Source organism: uncultured Bacteroides sp. (assembly GCF_937912035.1).
Classification (GTDB): domain Bacteria; phylum Bacteroidota; class Bacteroidia; order Bacteroidales; family Bacteroidaceae; genus Phocaeicola.
The window spans coordinates 29626-51941 of the sequence record NZ_CALDPF010000045.1; the positions used below are offsets into that span (position 1 = coordinate 29626).

Genomic DNA, 22316 nt, shown 5'->3' on the forward strand with positions numbered 1-22316 from the left:
GCAAGTTATGTCCCATTTTTCTGTTTATACTCATTTCTTTCCGAAATTGTTATCAATTTTCAGTAATGATGTAACCCAGAACGTCGCAGCCGTGCATACCATAATCCATATAAAGAACATACGGTATCCCATGGTTTCCTGCAGCAATCCGGCTATCATTCCCGGAAGCATCATTCCTAACGCCATAAATGCTGTACATATTGCGTAATGTGCTGTTTTGCTTTCTCCCTGCGAGAAATAAATCATGTAGAGCATATATGCAGTAAAACCAAAACCATAGCCGAATTGTTCGATGAAAATACATAAATTTATTACTTCCAGGCTGCTGTTCTGAAAGAAACTTAGATATACATAAACTATATCGGGCAGTGATATAGCCCATACCATAGGCCAGAGCCATTTTTTCAGTCCGTGACGCGAAACCGCGATACCTCCAAGAATTCCGCCTATTGTAAGACCTATCACTCCTACGGTACCTTGAGTGAAACCAATCTGTTCCGTAGTCATTCCCATACCGCCTTTTTCCAATGGGTCAAGGAGGAATGGAATACCCATTTTGGCCAGTTGGGCTTCGGGCAGACGGTAAAGGAGCATGAAAAGAATAGCAGTGACTGCCTGTTCTTTTTTGAAGAACGAGCGGAATGTACCTATGAATGACGACAGAATGCCTTCTGAATTGCTGTTGCTTATTTTTATATCTGAAGAGGGACGGGGTAGGATATATCTGTGGTAAAGCCACAGGCCTATGAACAGACCCGACAAGATATAGAAAGTAATGCTCCATGCCCGGCTGATATTTCCACTGCTACTTTCCAGATAACCGGCAAGCATGATAAGTCCGCCCTGTCCGGTTATTGTGGCAAGACGATAGAAGGTACTCCTTATTCCTACAAACAGTGCCTGTTCGTGTTGCGAAAGTCCTATCATATAGAATCCGTCGGCTGCTATATCGTGAGTGGCTGAGCTGAATGCCATTAGCCAGAATATCGCTAGAGTGGTTTGCAGAAATGAATCGGTAGGAATGGTGAAAGCTATTCCTGCCAGTCCTGCACCTATCAGCAATTGCATTGAGGTAATCCAGTAGCGCTTGGTCTTTATGATGTCGATGAATGGGCTCCAAAGCGGTTTGATAACCCATGGAAGGTTCAGCCAACTGGTATAGAGAGCCACTTCCGTATTCGAAATTCCCATTCGCTTATACATTACTAGCGATATTATCATAACAGCCACGTAAGGGAGACCTTCGGCGAAATAAAGCGAAGGTACCCATGTCCATGGCGAACGTGTTTTTATTGTTTCATTCATATAATTAGTTGACGAGTTAACGAGTTGACAAGGTTTTTATTTCTAACTAATATATTGTCAATAAAGGTTTTGTCAACATGTAACTGTAGTCTTTTATAATTCAATACACTTTCCTAATCTCTGCACCTTTGTAATAATGTAAAAGAATTTTGTCGTAGGAATAACCTTTTTCGCCCATCATGGCTGCGCCAATCTGGCATAAACCTACTCCGTGTCCCCAGCCGGCACCGGTTATAGTAAACTCTGACGGAACGCTGCCTGCAACTTCTGTCTTGTCAACAACAAAAGCCGAACTGAACAGATGGCTTTCCGATAAAGCACGGCGTATTTCCAATTCCTTGCCGATAGTTACAGTGCGCAGAGTGCCTACTATTTTAAGTCTTGAAATTCTTCCGGACTTTCCCCTTTGCATTGGGATGAGATCTTTAATATCTCCAAACTCAATACCTGTCTTCCTGTGAATGAGTTCCGATATTTCCTTTTGCGAATATTTCACTTTCCAACGGTAGAAATCAGTAGTTTCCTGATCATAGTTATTCAGAATCTGTTTCAGAACCTTTTCATCGTGCGTATTGCAGAATGCTGCAGGAGTGGTACGAATCCATTTTTCGGCATTCTCTTCAATACTGAGGCCCGGTATATCATTGTTTTCAGAATTGTCAATGACAGGTTGCAGATACGGATAATCCTTATCTTCCCAGCAGGTATCGAATGTTTCCGAAATACCTCCACAACATTTTGAAAATCTCGCGTCGCATATTTCATCACTATACATAAGTACCATACCCTCAGTCTCTTTCACTGCTTTTGCTACAGACGGGTTTGATGCTTTTGTGATTCCCTGATACCTCTGACAGTGGTCGTCGGCACATACATCGAAAAGTTTATGATCCTCACGGTCGTACCATCTTATTATACAGTTTTCATCTTTTGTGGAATTTTGCTGTGAAGATTTATGTATGTTTTTCCTGTCTCGGTTTTCAATTTGTGCAAGAAGCCAGCTACGCGATATTACCGCATGCGATTTCAAGAATTCCAGCGATGACGTGGCGCTCATTTCTGAAGAAATCACACTCACCAGATAATCCTCAACAGGCAATATGTTTATGGCTATCACATTATCTCCATCTGTAATCAGTTTTAATTTCCCGGTGAAAGTCTGCTCCTCCTGCCTTTCCCAATGATAGGAGATACCTATTGTTACATTATGAAGTGTAAACGAACAGTTGTTGTCTTCCGGAGTGAGTTCTATGGACTCAGTTTTTTTTGTACCAAATGAGATTTCCCCATTCCCAGTTGCAGATGCTTTAAGCTTTCCCGTTATGACTTCACCCTCTTGTGTCAGGTATTTGCCATTCAGAGTAAATGAGATTTCTTTCCCCGTTACTATACCTACATTTATATATGGTTTTTCCATGATGATACTTCCTTGTAAATCTTTTTTATGTCCGATTCTGTTATTTTTAAGAAATCCTCTTCGCGTGGAGTTACTATAAGGCCAGCCATATCAAGTGCTCCAGGACTGACAAATATCTGTTCTTTGCCTTCCGCATAATAGCATGATGGACGGTGCGCTTCTCTCGGAAAATATGCAGTTATAAACTTTCCGTCTGTATCTCTCCATGCAAACATATTGAATCGTGGTTCGGTTTCACCTTCATGTGTAGTCAGTGAGTTCAGATATCTGTTGAGTAGCTCTGTGTCAATGTTACCAGAGTTAGAAATAAAAGCTTTTATCGGGCATATATAGCCATTGACTGAGAAACTTGTACACATATCTCCGTTTTGCATTTCTACAGTTTCATCTTTGACTGCCGATTTGAAGATTTCTTCCCATTGGGCAATAAAAGGAATATTCTCCTTTCTGGCAGCCTGGAAATGGAAATGATCCGGAGCCGATGCGCCGCACTTAGCGCCATTATAGAATATGGCATATCCGTGTCCGAAATAATCCTCTACTTTTTGAAGAACCTTTCCCGGCAGTTGCATATTCATCTTGTCTGCCAGTGTCTGTGGAATGTGTTCTTCCGAAGAAATTGTCAGATGTCCAGGTAGAATAGGATATGGGTTTATTCTGATGCTGAATTTCATTCCTGCATCAATGCTTATTGAATACTGTTCTTCAGGCTTGTTTTGCATGCAGAGGAAGCATGGACGTGCTTCGATGGATGATTTGTCAAGTTTTGCCAGTGTAGATACTGCTCTTGCCGGATTGAACTGTACCTTTATATTGTTTCCGTCGATATTGAAACTTTTGGTTTTGATGTCTTTCAGCGCTTCATGGTTCTTGCGACAAAGTTCCCATTTTTCTAACTGTGAAGCAATGAATCCTTCAGCTTCTTTTTCTGCCAGTCCGAGTCTTCTGTTTATCTCCAAAGTGCGCAGACTGTCTTTATATGCATTGTTCTGGTTAATCTTCTCTATGCTCAATGCCGCATCAGAGTTTCCTTCCCAGCGGCGGCACAGATATATCACATCGTAAATTCTTCCAATCTTGTAATTTCTTGAAAAAGCCAGTCCCAGTGCATAGTCCTCTCCATAGCTTGTGTTCGGAACTCTTGTTTCACGCAACAGTGGAGTGAAGAAAGCACGTGGAGCGCCGAGTCCGTTTATACGCAAAGCGTTGTTATGGCCATTCTCGTCTGTCCACTCTTTGTGGTCAATCACTCCAGGAGGCAACGTCTCCAGACTGAAGTTTGTCATCCTGTACGAGCCTATAACCATGGCGCATTTTTCTGTACGGAATTTATCCACTATAGTCTGCAGTGTGTATGGACTGCTGTAGAGGTCATCGCTGTCTAGTTGTACAGCATAACGTCCGCATTCAGGATAGTCAATACCCAGATTCCAGCATCCGCCTATACCCAGGTCAGTACGTTCCGGAACTATGTGTTTCACATTCTTATTATTTTTATACTTATCTATGCATTCGGTAGTGCCGTCAGTAGAATGATTGTCTATTATTATAATGTTGAATTTGAAATCCGTTTCCTGTTCCAGAACCGACTTTATTGCATCATCAATAGTCTTCACTCTGTTTCTCACAGGAATAATGACCGAAGCTTCGTATGCAAAATTGCCTTCATCGGTATCTATCAGTCTGTTTCTTTGCGGGAGATAAGCACCTATTTGTTTCAGATGATATGTAAAAGCCTCTTCACGCTCAATCTGTACGCTACGGTTGCGAGGATCAACATAGTCGAACTGTTTCTCGCCAGATTTTCGCAAATCGTCTTCTACTTCTGTATATAAAAATTCCCTGATATGGATAATGTCAGCAATTCTCGAAACAGCCAGTCGCAGCGCATAAAGTCCCGAGAATAAATATTCCTTTTGCGCCAAAAGGCTTTCGGCTGCTTCCCTGAAAACATCAGTTCTGAACATTATCAGCGAACCGAAGTCGAAGTCATCGCGTACACTTCCTTTCTGATAGTCAATAACAGGATGAGGCAAACGTGTATCTTCTTTCATGATGTAATGATCGGCATACGCCATACCGGCATTGTCTGCCATGAGATAGTCTGCCATGCGCTCTATGGATTTATATCCTAGGTTTATAGGATATGGTTTGGTGTATATCAGTATGAAATCCGTGTCTGCCTGCCGTAAGATATTTCTTATCCCCTGAGTAGAGTTAATTTCGTTGATTTTCAGTGCTATAGTCTGCTTCACTCCGTCGCATTCTTTCATTATATGTCTTGCAATGCTTTCATCTTCGGAAACGGTGAAGCAAGTTATGTCTTTATTCATAGTCATTCTTTTTTGTTTATATAATGCAAAGATATAAAAGTAGGTGTAGCATATGTTGTTATTGAGTATATTTTTTAGGTTTATGCGTTCTAAATTTTTATTCATTAGGTATCGATTAAATACCATTTAAACAGTATTTAAATGATGAAGTTCCGTAATTGTGGATTAAGAAAAAACAAATACCGCTTCTGAAAACTTTAATGCAAGTATAAAATAAATTGCTTTCTTCAAGAAAAAAACTATAAATCATACTGTTGTTTTTATAAACGACACTATTGTTTATAGAAATTACACTGTTGTTTGTAGAAACAAAATTGTAGTTTATAGATTTTATCAGGATAAAAACAAATTTTCAACATGGTAAAGATAGATTATGTATTAACTAACTGAACCGGTTGTCAACGAAGTTAAAGTCAACGAAGCTAAACTTAAATTACATAAATATTGTATGTTTGGCGAAAAAATATTTCCTTTGTACAAATATCAACATAAATTATGGAAGTTAAGAAAATAGCGGTGTCCGACGCGGATTTGCGTAAAGGGGCAGAGGAAGGAATGGATGCTTTCCTCAAAGTTTTTATAGATAAATATATTGAAGTTACCGGAGGTGAGATTAACGCTGAGACTATGCCGTTGCTTAATGGTTTCCAGCATTCATTGTTGGGATATCATATTTTTCGTGAGGAAGTTCTCGAAGGAGGTTTTGTACAGCTGATTCAGAATGGTTATGGTCCGTATTTCTTTGAAAATCCTTTTGCCAAGGCTATGAGAATGTTTGGTGCCAAGGATTTTGCCAAATTGATTTATGATGCAAAAACCATTTATGATGCAAATAAGGCAGATTTGCAGAAAGAACGTACTGACGATGAGTTTATGGCTATGTACGAACAATATGAGGTTTTCGATGAATTGGAGGAAAAGTTCATGGATATGGAAGAAATGGTAACTGCTACTATAGCAGGGTATGTGGACGAACATTTGGAAGATTTTGCAGAAATAGAATAATTTTTTTTAGATATCATGCAGTATTTGCTTTTATACTGCATTTACTGTATAGTTTATTAAATTTAAAAAGAAAAACAGATATTTATGAAGAAGACAAAGTTCGCGGTATTGCTTACCGCATTTATGGCAGTTTTGGGATTGAGTTCTTGTTTAGGTGAGCCGGATCCTTATTTTACAGGTACTGAAATAATGAAAGTTGATGGCTTTATGGGCTTTTATAGCTTTAAGAGTGCTGCTGGATATACTGTTGAGCCAACAAATTCAAGCTTATTAACTTCAGATATTAATACTGAATATGCATGGGTAACATATAAATATGATACTAGAACAACTGTAATTAATAATGAAACTAAATCTATTGATGCTGAAATTCAATATCTGTTGCCTATTAGTGACATAACTTATGGATATGACGAAGAGCCAAATGTCTCTATACATACAGTTTCTGAAAATGTAAAATTTTATGATGAATATAATATCTTTATTGATTTGACTTATTTTTATAAAAGTTCAGACGATCAGGAAGATTTAAATGAAGAACTTGATCAACATTCATTCTATTTAACTAAAGCGACAGCTGAAAATGATGATGATGTGAATGATAACACAATGGTTCTGAATTTGGTACATCAGGTTGCGGATTCAGATATTAATAAAGATAGAAAGACTTGTGGTACTGAATCACGTCATTTCAATTTGAGCTATGTTTTGGAAGGTACAAAACCAGAGAAAATAATAATCAAATTCAAACAGAATTCAAGTTCTATAGATTTGGTTGATAGCGCATACGACAGTAAGATTGAAATAAATTACAAGAATATCGTTGATACATATTTCCCAGACGGAGAATCTAATAATTAACTTTTCCCTATATTTTCTCATAACTGGTTGTTGACGGGTGGTAAACATTGTTTACTGCCCGTTTCTATTTTTTTGTCATTATTAATAACTTTATCATTGTTTTTTTATACATTTGCGGTTCGAATTGATTTTGAAATAGCCGTTTTGCGGCAAAAGGTATTAGTAAAGATAATCAGAAACTTACAAACTTTAAAACTTAGGAAAATTGAATTATAAGGATTTGTTGTCAAGGACATTATTTATACTTTCGTCACCAGCGAAGGCTTGGGAACAGATTGCATCCGAAGGTGATGCCAAATCTGTGTTGTCGGCTTTTGTTTATCCATTGATAGGACTTTGTGGGGTAAGCGAATTTATCGGAACATTTTTCGGAAAAGAATTTATTCCTGACGTATTTCAGTTGGCACTGACACGTTGCTGTGCAGTTGCTGTAGCTCTATTCGGAGGCTTTTTCCTCTCTTCTTATCTTATTGATAAGATGTTGCAGAAATGGTTTGACACAAACTTGTCTAAGGACATGATAACAGTGTTTGTGGCATATTCCATGACTGTCAAATTTGTGCTTGATATGCTCAGTAGTCTGTTGTCATTAAAACTTCTTCTTGTAATACTTCAGATTTATACACTGTTTGTTGTTTTCGAAGGTACAAGGAGATTTCTTAAAATTAGTGAGGATAAGGTTACATTGTTTACTTTGGTAGCCACAATTGTAATTCTGTTGTGTCCGTCTCTCATAGAGTTTGTTTTTAATAAATTGTCTGTAACTCTTCGCTGATTAGTGGAGATAAAAAGAAAGATTGATTATGAAGAATCAGACCAATAACAATATAAATATAAAGAACAAGCGTGCCTCGTTCGATTATGAATTTATAGATACATATACAGCCGGAATAGTGCTGACCGGAACAGAAATAAAGTCCATAAGACAAGGGAAGGCAAGTCTTGTGGATACTTTCTGTTTTTTTTCTAAGGGGGAACTTTGGGTGAAGAATATGCACATCGCAGAATATTTCTATGGATCGTACAATAATCATCTTGCACGACGTGACCGTAAACTTCTTCTGAATAAAAAGGAGCTTCGCAAATTGCAGCGTGGAATTCAGGAAACAGGGTTTACCATTGTCCCGACACGTATGTTTATCAATGAACGTGGATTGGCTAAGGTGGTTATAGCACTTGCTAAAGGTAAGAAACAGTACGATAAGCGTGAAACGCTTAAAGAGAAAGATGACAAGAGAATGATGGATCGTATGTTTAAGAGATAAACATAGTATATGCTGACAAAATCAATACAACAACTATTAGACGAGCGTATTCTGGTTCTTGATGGAGCCATGGGTACGATGATACAAAGATATGGACTGACAGAGGAAGATTTCCGTGGAGATCGTTTCAAGGAACTTCCGGGACAGCAGAAAGGAAATAATGACTTGCTTTGTCTTACACGCCCTGATGTGATAGAGGAAATACACAGAAAATATCTTCAGGCAGGGGCGGACATAATTGAAACTAACAGTTTTAATGCAACTCCGGTATCGATGGCGGACTATCATGCCGAACACCTTTGCCGTGAGATAAATCTTGAGGCTGCACGTCTGGCAAGAAAGGTGGCAGATGAGTATACTGCCATGAATACTGACAAACCGAGGTTTGTGGCAGGTTCGGTGGGACCTACAAACAAAACTTGTTCAATGAGTCCTGATGTGAATAATCCTGCATATCGTGCGCTTACATTCGATGAACTTTGTTCTGCATATTGCATCCAGATGGAAGCATTGATTGAGGGTGGAGTAGATGCGATTCTCATAGAAACTATTTTTGATACTCTGAATGCCAAGGCAGCGATAATGGCTGCCGAGAAATCTATGCAGAAGACTGGCAGAAAAGTACCATTGATGCTTTCTGTTACAGTATCTGATATTGCCGGAAGAACTTTGTCCGGACAGACTCTTGATGCTTTTCTTGCTTCTGTACAACATGCAGACATATTGTCTGTAGGACTTAACTGCTCGTTCGGAGCTAAACAGCTTAAACCTTTCCTGGAAGCTCTGGCTGTCCGCGCACCGTATTATATAAGCGCGTATCCGAATGCAGGCTTGCCGAATAGTTTGGGACAGTACGACCAGACTCCGGAGCAGATGGCAGAGGAAGTAAAAGAGTATATCAATGAAGGACTGGTGAACATAATCGGTGGTTGCTGTGGTACTACAGAGGAATATATAGCCAAATATCAGGAACTGATAAAGGATGCTGTTCCACATAAACCTGTGTCAAAACCTCAGTATATGTGGCTTTCAGGTCTCGAACTTATGGAGCTTACACCGGAAGTGAGATTTGTCAATGTTGGCGAAAGATGCAATGTCGCCGGTTCAAGGAAATTTCTCCGTCTGATAAACGAAAAGAAATACGATGAGGCTCTTTCCATTGCACGAAAGCAGGTGGAAGACGGAGCTCTTGTGATAGATGTCAATATGGATGACGGTCTGCTTGATGCAGCCTCTGAAATGACTACTTTCCTTAACCTCATGGCGTCGGAACCGGAGATAGCGCGTGTGCCTGTGATGATTGACTCGTCTAAATGGGACGTTATTCTGGCCGGATTGAAATGTGTGCAGGGAAAGTGTGTGGTAAACTCTATCTCCCTAAAAGAAGGTGAAGAGATGTTTATAGAACATGCACGTACTGTCAAGGCATTCGGTGCCGCTGTTATAGTTATGGCATTCGACGAGCAGGGACAGGCAGATACATACGAACGCAAGATTTCAGTGTGCGAACGTGCATATCGTATTTTGACAGAGGTTGTAGGTTTCAATCCACACGATATAATATTCGACCCTAACGTTCTGGCTGTGGCAACAGGAATAGAGGAGCATAACAACTATGCCGTTGACTTTATACGCGCTACAGGCTGGATAAAGAAAAATCTTCCGGGAGCACACATCAGTGGTGGTGTCAGCAATCTCTCTTTCTCGTTCCGTGGAAATAATTATATCCGCGAGGCAATGCATGCTGTGTTCCTTTATCATGCAATCCGGCAGGGAATGGATATGGGCATTGTAAATCCGGGAACATCTGTTTTATATACAGACATTCCGGCTGATGTGCTTGAAAGAATAGAGGATGTAGTGCTTAATCGTCGGCCGGATGCAGCGGAAAGACTGATAGAGACTGCAGAAAGATTGAAGGCAGAAAAGGAAGGGCAGACCGAGGAACAGGCTTCTTCGTCTAAGATTGTATGGCGTGAAGGAACTACAGTTGAAGAAAGATTGAAGTATGCTTTGGTTAAAGGAGTAAGCGATTTCCTTGAAGAGGATCTTAACGAAGCTCTTGATAAGTATCCCAATGCCGTAAGTATAATAGAAGGCCCTTTGATGGACGGAATGAACCATGTGGGCGAATTGTTCGGCTCTGGTAAGATGTTCTTACCTCAGGTGGTCAAGACTGCCCGTACGATGAAGAAGGCTGTGGCTGTACTTCAGCCATATATTGAGGCGGAAAAGAAGGATGGTGCTGCAAGTGCAGGAAAAGTTCTTCTTGCCACTGTTAAAGGTGATGTGCACGACATAGGTAAGAATATTGTTGGTGTGGTAATGGCATGTAATAATTTCGAGATTATAGACCTTGGTGTTATGGTGCCTGCAGACAAGATTATAGAGACTGCCATACGTGAGAAGGTTGATATAGTAGGGTTGAGTGGACTGATTACTCCTTCGCTTGACGAAATGGTTCATACGGTTTCGGAAATGGAACGTGCAGGACTTGATATACCTGTCATAGTGGGTGGAGCTACAACTTCCAAATTGCATACGGCTTTAAAGATTGTACCTGCATATCATGCCCCGGTGGTTCATCTGAAGGATGCGTCGCAGAATGCTCCTGTAGCTGCAAAGCTGCTTAATCCGGAGCTGAAGGAGATATTTGTTAAAGATTTGTATGATGAATATAAGGCTCTGACTGACGCTCATCAGGAAAAGAAGGTGAATGTGGTATCTCTGGATGAGGCTCGTGAAAACAGACTTAAACTTTGGGATTGATTATTAATGGCACTATAAAATATTTTGTGTAAATGGGAATACGGGATTCAGAAAAGTTTAAAAGTTATAATTGTGCATTATAACATTTAATAACCTTATCATTTACTAGTTAACAGAAAAAATATATTTATTCTTATTTCGAATATACGTTAATTTAATTATATCGAATTCTAGTAAAATTAGTTTTCCCAGTAAATGAAAACAAGCAAAATTTTAATACAGTTTTTAATATTATTGTTTGCGTTATCTGTTAACGGACAAACACTATCTGATGAGCTGACCTATCTCCAGACAGACAAGGGTATCTACGAGACAGGCGAAGACCTGTGGTTCAAGTCGTATGTATTCGACCGTAGCAACCTTTCACTCTCGGGTGCAGGCAGAACACTGTTCGTTGAAATGCTTGATGGTAGTGACAGCATCGTATGGCAGGAGAAGTATCCCATACAGTCCGGCATATCTGAGGGACATATCTATTTGGACAAGAACCTCAAACCTGGAGACTACCGGATACATGCCTACACAAAGTATTCATTCACGGCTGATACATTGAGACCTTACCATCCGAAATTGATACGCATCTTAAAGAACATAACTGACAAAGGACATGTACAAGACAGTGAAACAGTACGGAAAGTTTCTCGCCTGTCCTTCTTTCCTGAAGGCGGCAGTCTCATAGACGGTGTGGCGGCAAAGGTGGCTTTCAAGGGCACCGACAAGAAAGGGATGCCCGCAGATGTTAAGGGCGAGCTTCGTGAGGACGGCAGACGTATAGCACGTCTGGAGTCTCTTCATGACGGCATGGGTATGTTCATGCTTCTTCCCCACAAGGGTTCTCGTTATACCGCAGTCCTTGATGACGGTACTGAACATGATTTTCCAGATATTGAATCCTCCGGTCTTTCGCTCCATTTAAGGAAGCAGACCGAGGAGTATATGGAGTTCCTTCTTTCACAACAGAAGGGTGCAGCTCCTCAGCGGATACGTCTTGAGGGAAAGATGAGGGGCGTGAAGTACTGCATGGCCGAAGGAATCCTGAATGAAATCCTGAAGGTAAGGATTCCTGTGAGCGAGTTCCCTCTTCAGGGTATAGCTGAGTTTACGCTTTACGATAATAATGGGCTTCCCGTTGCGGAACGTCTTGTCTACCTGAATCCCAAAAGGAAACTGAACATAGAGATAAAGACTGACAAGGAGAGATACGCCACAAGGGAGAAAGGTAAAGTCTCAGTCCGTGTGTCTGATGAACATGGCAAACCCGTCGTGGCACACCTTGGTCTGAGTATCTTCGATGCCTCATACATCAATGAGGCTGTTCCTGAGAACATGCTTTCCTACTGCATGCTGTCCTCCGAGATAAGGGGCAACATACACAATCCTGCATACTATTTCAATGACGGGAACAAAGACAGGCTCCGTTCGCTTGACCTTCTTCTGCTCACCCAAGGTTGGAGAAGGTACGTATGGGAGAACTTTGATGAAACCAAAGAGCCGGCCATCTTCCTGTCTGACGAGATTTTAGGAAGACAGACCATAGGCAAGAAAAGGAAACGTAATGATGTTGGAAACGTGCAGCAGCTTCTTCAGGTTTCCGGACCGGATGCGGATACACAGTTCGTCATGACAGACTCGATGGGGAACTTCGCAGTCCCTACCGAACAGATGCTTGCCTTGCGTGGCGGCTATGTCTATCTGAAACCTATGCTTGACAAGGACGAGTACAAGCCGGAGGTGTCGTTCAAGGCTGATTTTCCGATAGCAGACAGTCTGAGAAGCCATCTCAGATGCCATACCGCATTTCAAGACATGAATCTTGTGAAGTCAGTAGAAAAGTTTGACAATTCCGTCATAAGCCGTGACAGCAGTATCCTTCTGTCCGAGGTGACCGTTACAGGAACGAAAGGAAGGGTATTCAGGGACAAGATGATGGGAAGACTGGACAGTCTGGCGCAGATGGATGTAGGAGGAGCATGGGTGTGTGAATGTAAAAGTTTAAATCACGCATTAAATGATTATAACGGATATTCACATCATCCTGAAGGTTGCGCCGAAACAAGATATTCAGGGAAAAGACTACGTCCTGTCATAGGAGAGACTTATGTACTTATAAAATATGAGCCTGTAGGAGAAAACGGAGACTGGATATTAACAGACTCAAAAATGATAACCTGGACAGGTGAAGAGTTTACCGAAGAAGAACTACTGAGGATGAACAATCTGTTCAGAACCAAGGGCTACTACGGCAAGCGCGAGTTCTATAAGCCTGCGGAAGCTGACATGCTGCTGCCTATGCCAGATGCACGTAACGTCCTTATGTGGAAACCGGACATAATCACGGACGAGAAGGGATGCGCGGAGGTGGAGTTCTTCTGCTCAGACATAAACACCGGATTCGTGGGAGTGATTGAGGGGACTGACGGAACGGGTAGCCTTGGTACATCGCAATGTGAGTTCAGAGTAATAAAACATTGACTTTATTTATAACCGAGCCATGTGTAAGGTTTGAAAGTGTCATTTAAATGATAAATTATAATGGAACTAAAACATAAAATAATGCTTCTTAAGCCTTTGATGCTTCTTTTCCTTCTTGTCTCCTTTCATGGTATCCATTCCCAGAACCGGACAGATGAACTGACCTATCTCCAGACCGACAAGGGCATCTACGAGACGGGTGAAGACCTGTGGTTCAAGTCGTATGTATTCGACCGTAGCACCCTTTCACTCTCGGGTGCAGGCAGAACACTTTTCGTTGAAATGCTTGACGGCAGTGACAGCATCGTATGGCAGGAGAAGTACCCCATACAGTCCGGCATATCTGAGGGACATGTCTATTTGGACAAGAACCTCAGACCTGGAGACTACCGGATACATGCCTACACAAAGTATTCATTCACGGCTGATACATTGAGACCTTACCATCCGAAATTGATACGCATCTTAAAGAACATAACTGACAAAGGACATGTACAAGACAGTGAAACAGTACGGAAAGTTTCTCGCCTGTCCTTCTTTCCTGAAGGCGGCAGTCTCATAGACGGTGTGGCGGCAAAGGTGGCTTTCAAGGGCACCGACAAGAAAGGGATGCCCGCAGATGTTAAGGGCGAGCTTCGTGAGGACGGCAGACGTATAGCACGTCTGGAGTCTCTTCATGACGGCATGGGTATGTTCATGCTTCTTCCCCACAAGGGTTCTCGTTATACCGCAGTCCTTGATGACGGTACTGAACATGATTTTCCAGATATTGAATCCTCCGGTCTTTCGCTCCATTTAAGGAAGCAGACCGAGGAGTATATGGAGTTCCTTCTTTCACAACAGAAGGGTGCAGCTCCTCAGCGGATACGTCTTGAGGGAAAGATGAGGGGCGTGAAGTACTGCATGGCCGAAGGAATCCTGAATGAAATCCTGAAGGTAAGGATTCCTGTGAGCGAGTTCCCTCTTCAGGGTATAGCTGAGTTTACGCTTTACGATAATAATGGGCTTCCCGTTGCGGAACGTCTTGTCTACCTGAATCCCAAAAGGAAACTGAACATAGAGATAAAGACTGACAAGGAGAGATACGCCACAAGGGAGAAAGGTAAAGTCTCAGTCCGTGTGTCTGATGAACATGGCAAACCCGTCGTGGCACACCTTGGTCTGAGTATCTTCGATGCCTCATACATCAATGAGGCTGTTCCTGAGAACATGCTTTCCTACTGCATGCTGTCCTCCGAGATAAGGGGCAACATACACAATCCTGCATACTATTTCAATGACGGGAACAAAGACAGGCTCCGTTCGCTTGACCTTCTTCTGCTCACCCAAGGTTGGAGAAGGTACGTATGGGAGAACTTTGATGAAACCAAAGAGCCGGCCATCTTCCTGTCTGACGAGATTTTAGGAAGACAGACCATAGGCAAGAAAAGGAAACGTAATGATGTTGGAAACGTGCAGCAGCTTCTTCAGGTTTCCGGACCGGATGCGGATACACAGTTCGTCATGACAGACTCGATGGGGAACTTCGCAGTCCCTACCGAACAGATGCTTGCCTTGCGTGGCGGCTATGTCTATCTGAAACCTATGCTTGACAAGGACGAGTACAAGCCGGAGGTGTCGTTCAAGGCTGATTTTCCGATAGCAGACAGTCTGAGAAGCCATCTCAGATGCCATACCGCATTTCAAGACATGAATCTTGTGAAGTCAGTAGAAAAGTTTGACAATTCCGTCATAAGCCGTGACAGCAGTATCCTTCTGTCCGAGGTGACCGTTACAGGAACGAAAGGAAGGGTATTCAGGGACAAGATGATGGGAAGGCTGGACAGTCTGGCGCAGATAGAGGTTGGTGTAGCTTGGGTATGCGGATGTAGTGCCGGTTATGAGAAAAGCTACTTGAACGACTATAATGGATATTCACACCATCCGGTAGGATGCCCTTGTCCTCCTCCTAAAACAAGAAGACCACCTGTTAGAGGAGAGACGTATAGACTTATAAAATATGAGCCAATGGGGGAAGATCAAAGTTGGGTAGTAACAAAGATAGATCATATAACCTGGACAGGAGAGGAGTTTACAGAAGAAGAACTACTGAGGATGAACAATTTGTTCAGAACCAAAGGGTACTACGGCAAGCGCGAATTCTATAAGCCTGAGGAAGCTGACATGCTGCTGCCAATGCCCGATGCACGCAACGTCCTGATGTGGAAACCGGACATAATTACGGACGAAAACGGATGTGCTGAAGTGGAGTTCTTCTGCTCAGACATCAATACCGGATTCGTGGGAGTGATTGAGGGGACTGACGGAACGGGTAATATAGGGACTTCTATCTGTGAGTTTAACGTATTGAAGTGACAATAGCAAAGATATGGTATCTTCTTATATTTCTCGCAATTATTAATTTGACTATCTAAAATCAAAAAGCCAACAAACTCCAAATGAGAATATAAGCTCAAACAAAAAAATCCTTACCTTTGGGTCTCAATAACATAATATGTCATAAAACTTAAACTCTATTGTATATGAAAGTCAAATATATCGCATTCCTTTCACTCGGTGTGCTTATAGGAACATTTTTCTCATGTACCGACTCACACGAAATAAAGATTACAGGCTCTGTAAAGAATTTAGACGAGGGTACAATTATCTATCAGAAATCCATCAACGGAATGTTTAATTCGCAATCTCAGGATACATTAAAGCTGAATGAGGACAGCACGTTCAGTCTCACACTCCCCAGTAACGGGTACGAACAGATACGTCTATTCCTGTGGGGAAAGCGTTACTTAGGTTCCTTCATTGCCGACGGCGGTAATTATCGCCTGCAAATTGATGCCGCAGCCACGCATCCCATATCCATTCTGGAAGGCAAGAATGAAAAGAATATGGAGGTATCAAGGTTAATGGACGAACTGGGACAGGACGTGTTTGATGTGCTTTCAAGAAAAGGCGACAAGTGGGGTATTACTCGGGACACCATAGCCACTTCAGTCAGCAGAAAGTTGCAGGATGCGGTATTAGCCTTGGATGAAAAGATGAAAGGTGTGGATGAGGATTTATATGAAAAAGCCCGCCAGAATACACGCTTACAAGTGATGTGGGCTTTCCAGAACCAGCTTTTCGGTATTGCCTACCGCTATTCCGAAGCCACCAAGCAAGAATGGATAAAGGAATGGGAAAAGATGCAAGAGTTCTGCAACGTGAACCATCCTGCCAGTACCTTTTCTCCTGCTTTCCATGAAGTAGTTTATAACAATGCTGGTATCACATACTACACCAAAGGAGAACCGATAGACGAAGAATTGAAGAAAAATCCCAATAAGTTGATTTTCCATTATGTCGAAAAAAACCTTACGGGTAAGGCACAGGAATCGGCCATGGCACTGCTCTTCCTGATGGACGCAAACGAGGAAAAATACAGTCCTGAGATACTTCCGTTGGAAGAACGATTCAAGCAACTGTATCCGCAAAGCCAATGGCAGCCACTGATAGACCAGGCCATTGCCAAGAACAAGGCTTTCAACCAGACTCAGGTACCGGAATACATCCATTTCCCTGATGTGAATCATGCCAAGACTCTCAAGGATATCACCGACATGTACAAAGGAAAAGTGATTTTCATGGATATCTGGGCAACCTGGTGCGGTCCCTGCCGTGCATCATTCGCGCATGTAAAACCCTTGCAGGAATATGCCAAAGCGAACGACATCGTACTGCTGTATCTTTCCATTGACCGCCCGAGTGAGGACGCCAAATGGCGAAAAATGGCAGCTCATTATGATTTGATGGGTGAACACGTACGTGTGCAGGAGGCCTTCAAAAACGAAATCTATAAAACATTCGGCAACAAGCAGCAGGCACTCTCCATTCCTCATTGCGTAATCTTTGACAAGAATGGAACCATAAGATTCAAGTCGGCTTCTTCTCCGGAAAATATGGAAAAACTAAAATCTCAATTGAAAGAGGCAGCACAGGCAGGAGCATAATTCCTATTGCTACTCTATTAATATTAAAGGCGGTTCTTGTGGGCCGCCTTTATCATTATATCATATTTATGAATTCATTCGCTTTCTCTAATGTTTCAGGTTTCCCTATATCTATCAGATTTATTTTCGGTTTGATACATGCTCCAAAGTGAGCTTTATGGCATGTACCTAGATAGAAATCCATTATAGGAAACTTACCTTTATAGTTCTCATCCATATATTTAATTATTGTGGGCGAAACTACATGTATTCCGCTAAAAGCGTATTCAGAATGTTCCGAAGAGTCATAAACGAAGCCTTCAGGTTTTGTATCACCGCTGTTTTTGTTTATCCATCCACAAAGTCTGTCCTGCTTATTGAATATAAGATAGCGCGATGTCTTTCTTTCACTTACCATAAGTGTGGCGTCATTGCCTGAACGAAGGTGAAAATCATAAAGAGTATTCAAGTCTACATCCGACAATATATCTACATTATGTATCAGCACAGGCTCATCGGTAGGGAAGAGTTCAAGGGCACGTTTTATCCCTCCTCCTGTATCTAGCAGCATTTCCCTTTCATCGCTTATATGGATATTCACTCCGAAGTTATTGTTTGCGTGGAGGAAGTCTATAATCTGTTCTCCGAAATGATGTATGTTTATGATGATGTCGTCAAATCCGGATGATTTCAGCTTCATGATGACATGCTCCAGCATCGGTTTGCCTGCCACTGGTACTAGGGCCTTGGGCATGGTGTCTGTCAGCGGTTTCAACCTTGTTCCAAAACCGGCTGCAAAAATCATAGCTTTCATACTTCTGTATTATTGGCTTCAAAAATATGTTCGATATTCTGTTCACGGTGAAGAAGCTCAACTTTCACACCGAATTTGTTGTGGATGTGCTCAGCTGTATGTTGTGCCGAATAGACTGAACGATGCTGTCCGCCTGTACAGCCGAAGCATATCATCAGGTTGGTAAATCCTCTTTCCAAATAACGTTCTATGTGTGCGTCTGCAAGTGCATATACGTGAGTAAGGAATTCAGTTATCTCTCCGTCGTTTTCAAGGAAATCTATAACGGGTTTGTCAAGTCCTGTCAGGGCTTTGTATTCGTCATATCTTCCCGGATTGTGTACATATCTGCAGTCGAAAACGTATCCGCCTCCGTTACCGGATGTATCTTCAGGTATACCTTTGCGATAAGAGAAACTCATCACTTTTACTGTAAGCTGTTTGTCTGTATTCATCGTTTTAATGTTGTTATATTGTTTATATCCATTTCCGAAAGCTGTATAAGAAGTTTGCTGAGGTACGGATATTCGTTTAAATGGTGTTTAAACAGAGTTTGAAGATTATTTAATGCGTATGGAATACTCTCTATGAAATGGGCTTTTCGTTCGAATAGTCCACGGAAACCGTATGCTCCGAGTACCTGCATGGTACGGAAAATAACGAAGTGGTGTAATGTCTTTCTGAATTCTGCAGGATCGATATCTTTGAACTTGCTTGCCTCACTGATATATGTATCAATCATATCTTCTCTCAAATCGTTATTGAAGTTGGCTTTTGCCTGCCATAGGAATGATGCAACATCGTAATAGACAGGACCTTTGCGTCCTCCCTGGAAATCAATGAAGTAAGGCTCTTCGTCCTTGATTATAACATTACGGCTCTGGAAGTCACGGTACATGAATGTCTCCGACGAAGCTTTGAGCAGAATATCGGTCATTGCCTCAAAATCGTCTTCCAGAGTATTTTCATTGAAGCTGATGCCTGTGGCTTTAAGAAAACAGTATTTGAAATAGTTCAGATCCCACATTACTGTGCGCCGGTTGAAATCGGATAGTGGATAGCACATACCGAAATCCATTCCTTCTGCTCCTTTGAACTGGATTGAAGGAAGTATGGCTATACTCTTGCGTATGAGTGCTTTCTCATTATCACTGAATACTCCTGTTGTTCTGCCGTTGACTATTGCATTGAATAGGAGAGTATCGCCAAGATCCTCCTGTATGTAGCAGCTTTCGTCGTCAGAAACAGCCAGAACCTCGGGTACAGGTATGTCTTTGTTGCGGAAATGGCGTGCCATATATATAAAGGCCCGGTTCTCTGCAATTGATTCTCCACGTACGGCTATCAGACTGCGGATTCCGGTCATACGGAAATATTGGCGGTTTGAACCGGAACCGGTCAGCAACTCGATATTATCGTGCTGCTGACCGGTAACTTGTTTGTATAATGTACTTATTGTTTCTGTATTCATGTCTGGAGTTGTATTCTTTGAATTCAAAAGTACAACTCTTTTTCGTTGAATGCAAGAAATATCTCTTATTTCACTTCTACTGTAAGTTTTTTCAGTTTACTGATATCAGACGTACCACCATAGTATACAGTGTATTCCCCTTCGAGTGTTCTCATAGTATTATTCTGAGTATCAAACCATTCGAAGTCCTCTTTTTCAAGAGTTATTTCTACATTTTCAGTTTCTCCTTTTTCTATTTCCACTCTCTTGAAACCTCTCAGTGCATGTGATGGACCTTTCTTATCCTTGTTATATTTCAGATATACCTGTACAACTTCTTCGCCATCCTTCTTGCCTGTGTTCTTTACAGGTATTGTAAGTTTTATTTCTTCATCTTCGTTAAGGATATTGCTGCTTGCAGTCGCATTTCCATATTCGAAAGTTGTGTAGCTCAAACCATGGCCGAAACAGAACAGAGGTTTCTCTGTCATATATCTGTAAGTACGTCCCTTCATTGAATAGTCTTCGAAATCAGGAATTTGTTCTACATTTTTGTAGAATGTTATAGGAAGTCTTCCAGCAGGATTATATTTACCGGTGATTACGTCTGCTACAGCCTGACCGCCTGCCTGTCCGGGATACCATGCTTGAATAATCGCATCACAATTTTGTGATTCCGGTACAAGTCCCATTGCGGAACCTGAGAAATTTACGTAGACTATTTTTTTACCAGCATCTTTCAGTTTTTTGATAAATTCTCTTTGTATTTCAGGTAGTTCGATATTGGTTCTGTCGCCACCTTTAAAACCTGGAATTTTGACAGACATTTCCTCACCTTCCAGAGTAGGTGAAATACCTCCAGCGAAAATTACGATGTCAGCATCTTTTACTGCGTTTATGCTTTTTTGCAGGTCAACAGGAACATAATATCCCATATCGAAATCGAGCGAAGCAGCACGGTCTTTGCTATTGAAGATGTATTCTATAACAATATTGTATTCCTTGCCTGCTTTAGCTTTAAGAGTATAAAGACTTTCATTGTTTTTGATTGATTTTCCTTCTCCTACCTTTTCACCGTTTATGTAAAGTTTAATCAGTGCGTGAGCGGTGAAACAGAAGTCCATGTCTGTATCTCTTTCCGGTTTCAATACACTTTCGTATTTGGCGGAGAAGTTCTGGATATTTACTCCAGATGCAAAGGTCGTTCCTCCGGTAGTGATAAAATGGAACGGTGTGCTTACGTGCGTGACAGTTGTCGGTTCTCCTTTCATCTCTGTATTGTTCCAGTATGTGGCTTTGAAACCAGGCTTGCCGTCATTGCTGCATTGATTGAAAGTACTGTTCAGATATGTGCTGATAGTTCTGTCGCATCCTTGTTCGTATATCAGATTTTCAGAATTGACAGAGTTCTTTAGTCCTTCTAATAATGTTATGGTATGTGAAGGATATCCGTTATAGTTACCCCATTGCATTGTTGAATCATTTGCATTAGGTCCGACAAGAGCGATCTTTTCGTTACCTTTTAGAGGAAGGATGTTGTTCCTGTTCTGTAAAAGAACCATTGATTCTCTTGCCATTTTCAAGGCTAGTTCCCTGTGTTCTTTGGAATCGACAACAGAATATGGTATTTTACTCCATGGGGTTTCTTCGTCCATTTCGCCTAACTCGAATCTGGCTTTAAGAAGTCTTTTAAGCGATTTGTCTATACGTTCTTCTGTTATAAGTCCTGCTTTTACTGCTTCCGGAAGTGAAGAGAAATTTGGTCCACATTCAAGGTCAGTACCGTTAGATACGGCATCGGCTATGGCATGATTCTTGTCTGCATGTGTTTCGTGATAACCCTTGTTCCAGAAATCGTTTATAGCCCAGCAGTCTGACACTACAATACCGTCGAAGCCCCATTCGTCGCGAAGAATTTGAGTAAGAAGTCTGTTACTGCCACAGCATGGTTCACCTTCGTAACGGTTGTAAGCGCACATCACTTCTTTTACATCTGCTTTTTGCACAAGCTCCTTAAAAGCCGGAAGATAAGTTTCCCACAAATCTCTGGGAGAAATGTTTTCGGCATTATAGCTGTGTCTGTTCCATTCAGGTCCTGAATGTACTGCATAATGTTTTGCGCAGGCATGCAGTTTGTCGTATTTGCTGTCGTCCGGACCTTGAAGCCCTTTTACTACAGCAACTCCCATTCTTGATGTCAGGTATGGGTCTTCGCCGTATGTCTCCTGGCCTCTTCCCCAACGCGGATCTCTGAATATGTTTACGTTAGGAGTCCACATTGTCAGTCCTTGATATCTTTTCAGTTTTCCGGCTTTACCGAATTCTGTTGATTTGGCTCTGGCCTCGTCGGAAACTGAAGTGAAAACATCGTACAGAAGTTCATCGTTGAAAGATGCAGCCATACCTATGGACTGTGGATATACTGTAGCCAGACCTGCTCTTGCCACTCCGTGAAGAGCTTCGTTCCACCAGTCGTATTCTTTTATGCCAAGTCTTTCTATCGCTGGCGAAGAGTTTTGCATAAGTAAAGCTTTTTCTTCAAGTGTGAGTCTTTTCAATAAGTCTTCTGCTCTTTCTTCGGGAGATAATGATGAATCCTGATAAGGAAATTTGTTTTCTTGTGTGCATGATGTTGATAATGCACAGAAGATTCCTGCCTGTAATAAGATTTTAAAATTCAT

Annotated in this window: 13 protein-coding genes and 1 pseudogene; 8 read left to right on the top strand and 6 right to left on the bottom strand. The window is 41.6% G+C overall.

The window, feature by feature from the left end; all coding sequences use genetic code 11:
• Positions 1-30 precede the first annotated feature (30 nt).
• From Q0486_RS13275 to Q0486_RS13285, 3 genes are all read right to left on the bottom strand, one after another.
• Complete coding sequence (locus Q0486_RS13275; protein WP_299234270.1) at positions 31-1305, bottom strand: MFS transporter; 1275 nt, start codon at positions 1303-1305, stop codon at positions 31-33.
• 100 nt (positions 1306-1405) lie between these two features.
• On the bottom strand, positions 1406-2722 hold the full coding sequence (locus tag Q0486_RS13280) for a SpoIID/LytB domain-containing protein (protein ID WP_299234273.1): 1317 nt from the start codon (positions 2720-2722) through the stop codon (positions 1406-1408).
• Positions 2704-5055 (bottom strand): DUF4922 domain-containing protein, encoded by a 2352-nt coding sequence (locus Q0486_RS13285; protein WP_299234276.1) that lies wholly within the window; start codon positions 5053-5055, stop codon positions 2704-2706. Before Q0486_RS13285 ends, Q0486_RS13280 begins: the two co-directional genes overlap by 19 nt.
• A gap of 495 nt (positions 5056-5550) precedes the next feature.
• On the opposite strand from Q0486_RS13285, the gene Q0486_RS13290 reads away from it, so the two are divergent.
• The 8 genes from Q0486_RS13290 to Q0486_RS13325 all read left to right on the top strand — a co-directional run bounded on the left by Q0486_RS13290 (position 5551) and on the right by Q0486_RS13325 (position 17413).
• Entirely contained in the window at positions 5551-6060 is a 510-nt protein-coding gene (locus tag Q0486_RS13290; RefSeq protein WP_299234278.1) for a DMP19 family protein, read from the top strand.
• Positions 6061-6144: 84 nt separating this feature from the next.
• Entirely contained in the window at positions 6145-6921 is a 777-nt protein-coding gene (locus Q0486_RS13295; RefSeq protein WP_299234281.1) for a hypothetical protein, read from the top strand.
• A 205-nt stretch (positions 6922-7126) separates the two neighbouring features.
• Entirely contained in the window at positions 7127-7696 is a 570-nt protein-coding gene (locus Q0486_RS13300) for a YIP1 family protein (protein WP_299234284.1), read from the top strand.
• Positions 7697-7724: 28 nt separating this feature from the next.
• Entirely contained in the window at positions 7725-8186 is a 462-nt protein-coding gene (smpB, locus tag Q0486_RS13305) for an SsrA-binding protein SmpB (RefSeq protein WP_235328590.1), read from the top strand.
• A 9-nt stretch (positions 8187-8195) separates the two neighbouring features.
• Positions 8196-10955: a methionine synthase gene (metH, locus tag Q0486_RS13310; RefSeq protein WP_299234289.1), complete on the top strand. Its 2760-nt coding sequence runs from the start codon at positions 8196-8198 to the stop codon at positions 10953-10955.
• A gap of 195 nt (positions 10956-11150) precedes the next feature.
• Positions 11151-13427: a hypothetical protein gene (locus Q0486_RS13315; protein WP_299234292.1), complete on the top strand. Its 2277-nt coding sequence runs from the start codon at positions 11151-11153 to the stop codon at positions 13425-13427.
• A gap of 60 nt (positions 13428-13487) precedes the next feature.
• On the top strand, positions 13488-15782 hold the full coding sequence (locus Q0486_RS13320) for a hypothetical protein (RefSeq protein WP_299234295.1): 2295 nt from the start codon (positions 13488-13490) through the stop codon (positions 15780-15782).
• Positions 15783-15949: 167 nt separating this feature from the next.
• The gene (locus Q0486_RS13325) at positions 15950-17413 is read left to right on the top strand and encodes a TlpA disulfide reductase family protein (RefSeq protein WP_299234298.1); all 1464 of its coding nucleotides are present in this window, start codon (positions 15950-15952) and stop codon (positions 17411-17413) included.
• A gap of 55 nt (positions 17414-17468) precedes the next feature.
• Here Q0486_RS13325 and Q0486_RS13330 read toward each other — a convergent pair whose 3' ends face one another.
• From Q0486_RS13330 to xyl3A, 3 genes and pseudogenes are all read right to left on the bottom strand, one after another.
• Positions 17469-18206, bottom strand: a complete 738-nt coding sequence (locus tag Q0486_RS13330) for a nucleotidyltransferase family protein (RefSeq protein WP_299234301.1) — start codon at positions 18204-18206, stop codon at positions 17469-17471.
• Positions 18203-19656, bottom strand: a pseudogene (locus Q0486_RS13335) (RNase adapter RapZ). The gene Q0486_RS13330 and the pseudogene Q0486_RS13335 overlap by 4 nt, the downstream one beginning before the upstream one ends.
• 65 nt (positions 19657-19721) lie before the next feature.
• The gene (xyl3A, locus tag Q0486_RS13340) at positions 19722-22316 is read right to left on the bottom strand and encodes a xylan 1,4-beta-xylosidase (protein WP_299234304.1); all 2595 of its coding nucleotides are present in this window, start codon (positions 22314-22316) and stop codon (positions 19722-19724) included.

Coding starts and splice junctions, on each gene's coding strand:
- Q0486_RS13285 (WP_299234276.1), bottom strand. CDS start 5,055: ATGAATAAAGACATAACTTGCTTCACCGTTTCCGAAGATGAAAGCATT.
- Q0486_RS13320 (WP_299234295.1), top strand. CDS start 13,488: ATGGAACTAAAACATAAAATAATGCTTCTTAAGCCTTTGATGCTTCTT.
- Q0486_RS13315 (WP_299234292.1), top strand. CDS start 11,151: ATGAAAACAAGCAAAATTTTAATACAGTTTTTAATATTATTGTTTGCG.
- xyl3A (WP_299234304.1), bottom strand. CDS start 22,316: ATGAATTTTAAAATCTTATTACAGGCAGGAATCTTCTGTGCATTATCA.
- Q0486_RS13325 (WP_299234298.1), top strand. CDS start 15,950: ATGAAAGTCAAATATATCGCATTCCTTTCACTCGGTGTGCTTATAGGA.
- Q0486_RS13275 (WP_299234270.1), bottom strand. CDS start 1,305: ATGAATGAAACAATAAAAACACGTTCGCCATGGACATGGGTACCTTCG.
- Q0486_RS13295 (WP_299234281.1), top strand. CDS start 6,145: ATGAAGAAGACAAAGTTCGCGGTATTGCTTACCGCATTTATGGCAGTT.
- Q0486_RS13330 (WP_299234301.1), bottom strand. CDS start 18,206: ATGAAAGCTATGATTTTTGCAGCCGGTTTTGGAACAAGGTTGAAACCG.
- Q0486_RS13280 (WP_299234273.1), bottom strand. CDS start 2,722: ATGGAAAAACCATATATAAATGTAGGTATAGTAACGGGGAAAGAAATC.
- metH (WP_299234289.1), top strand. CDS start 8,196: ATGCTGACAAAATCAATACAACAACTATTAGACGAGCGTATTCTGGTT.
- smpB (WP_235328590.1), top strand. CDS start 7,725: ATGAAGAATCAGACCAATAACAATATAAATATAAAGAACAAGCGTGCC.
- Q0486_RS13290 (WP_299234278.1), top strand. CDS start 5,551: ATGGAAGTTAAGAAAATAGCGGTGTCCGACGCGGATTTGCGTAAAGGG.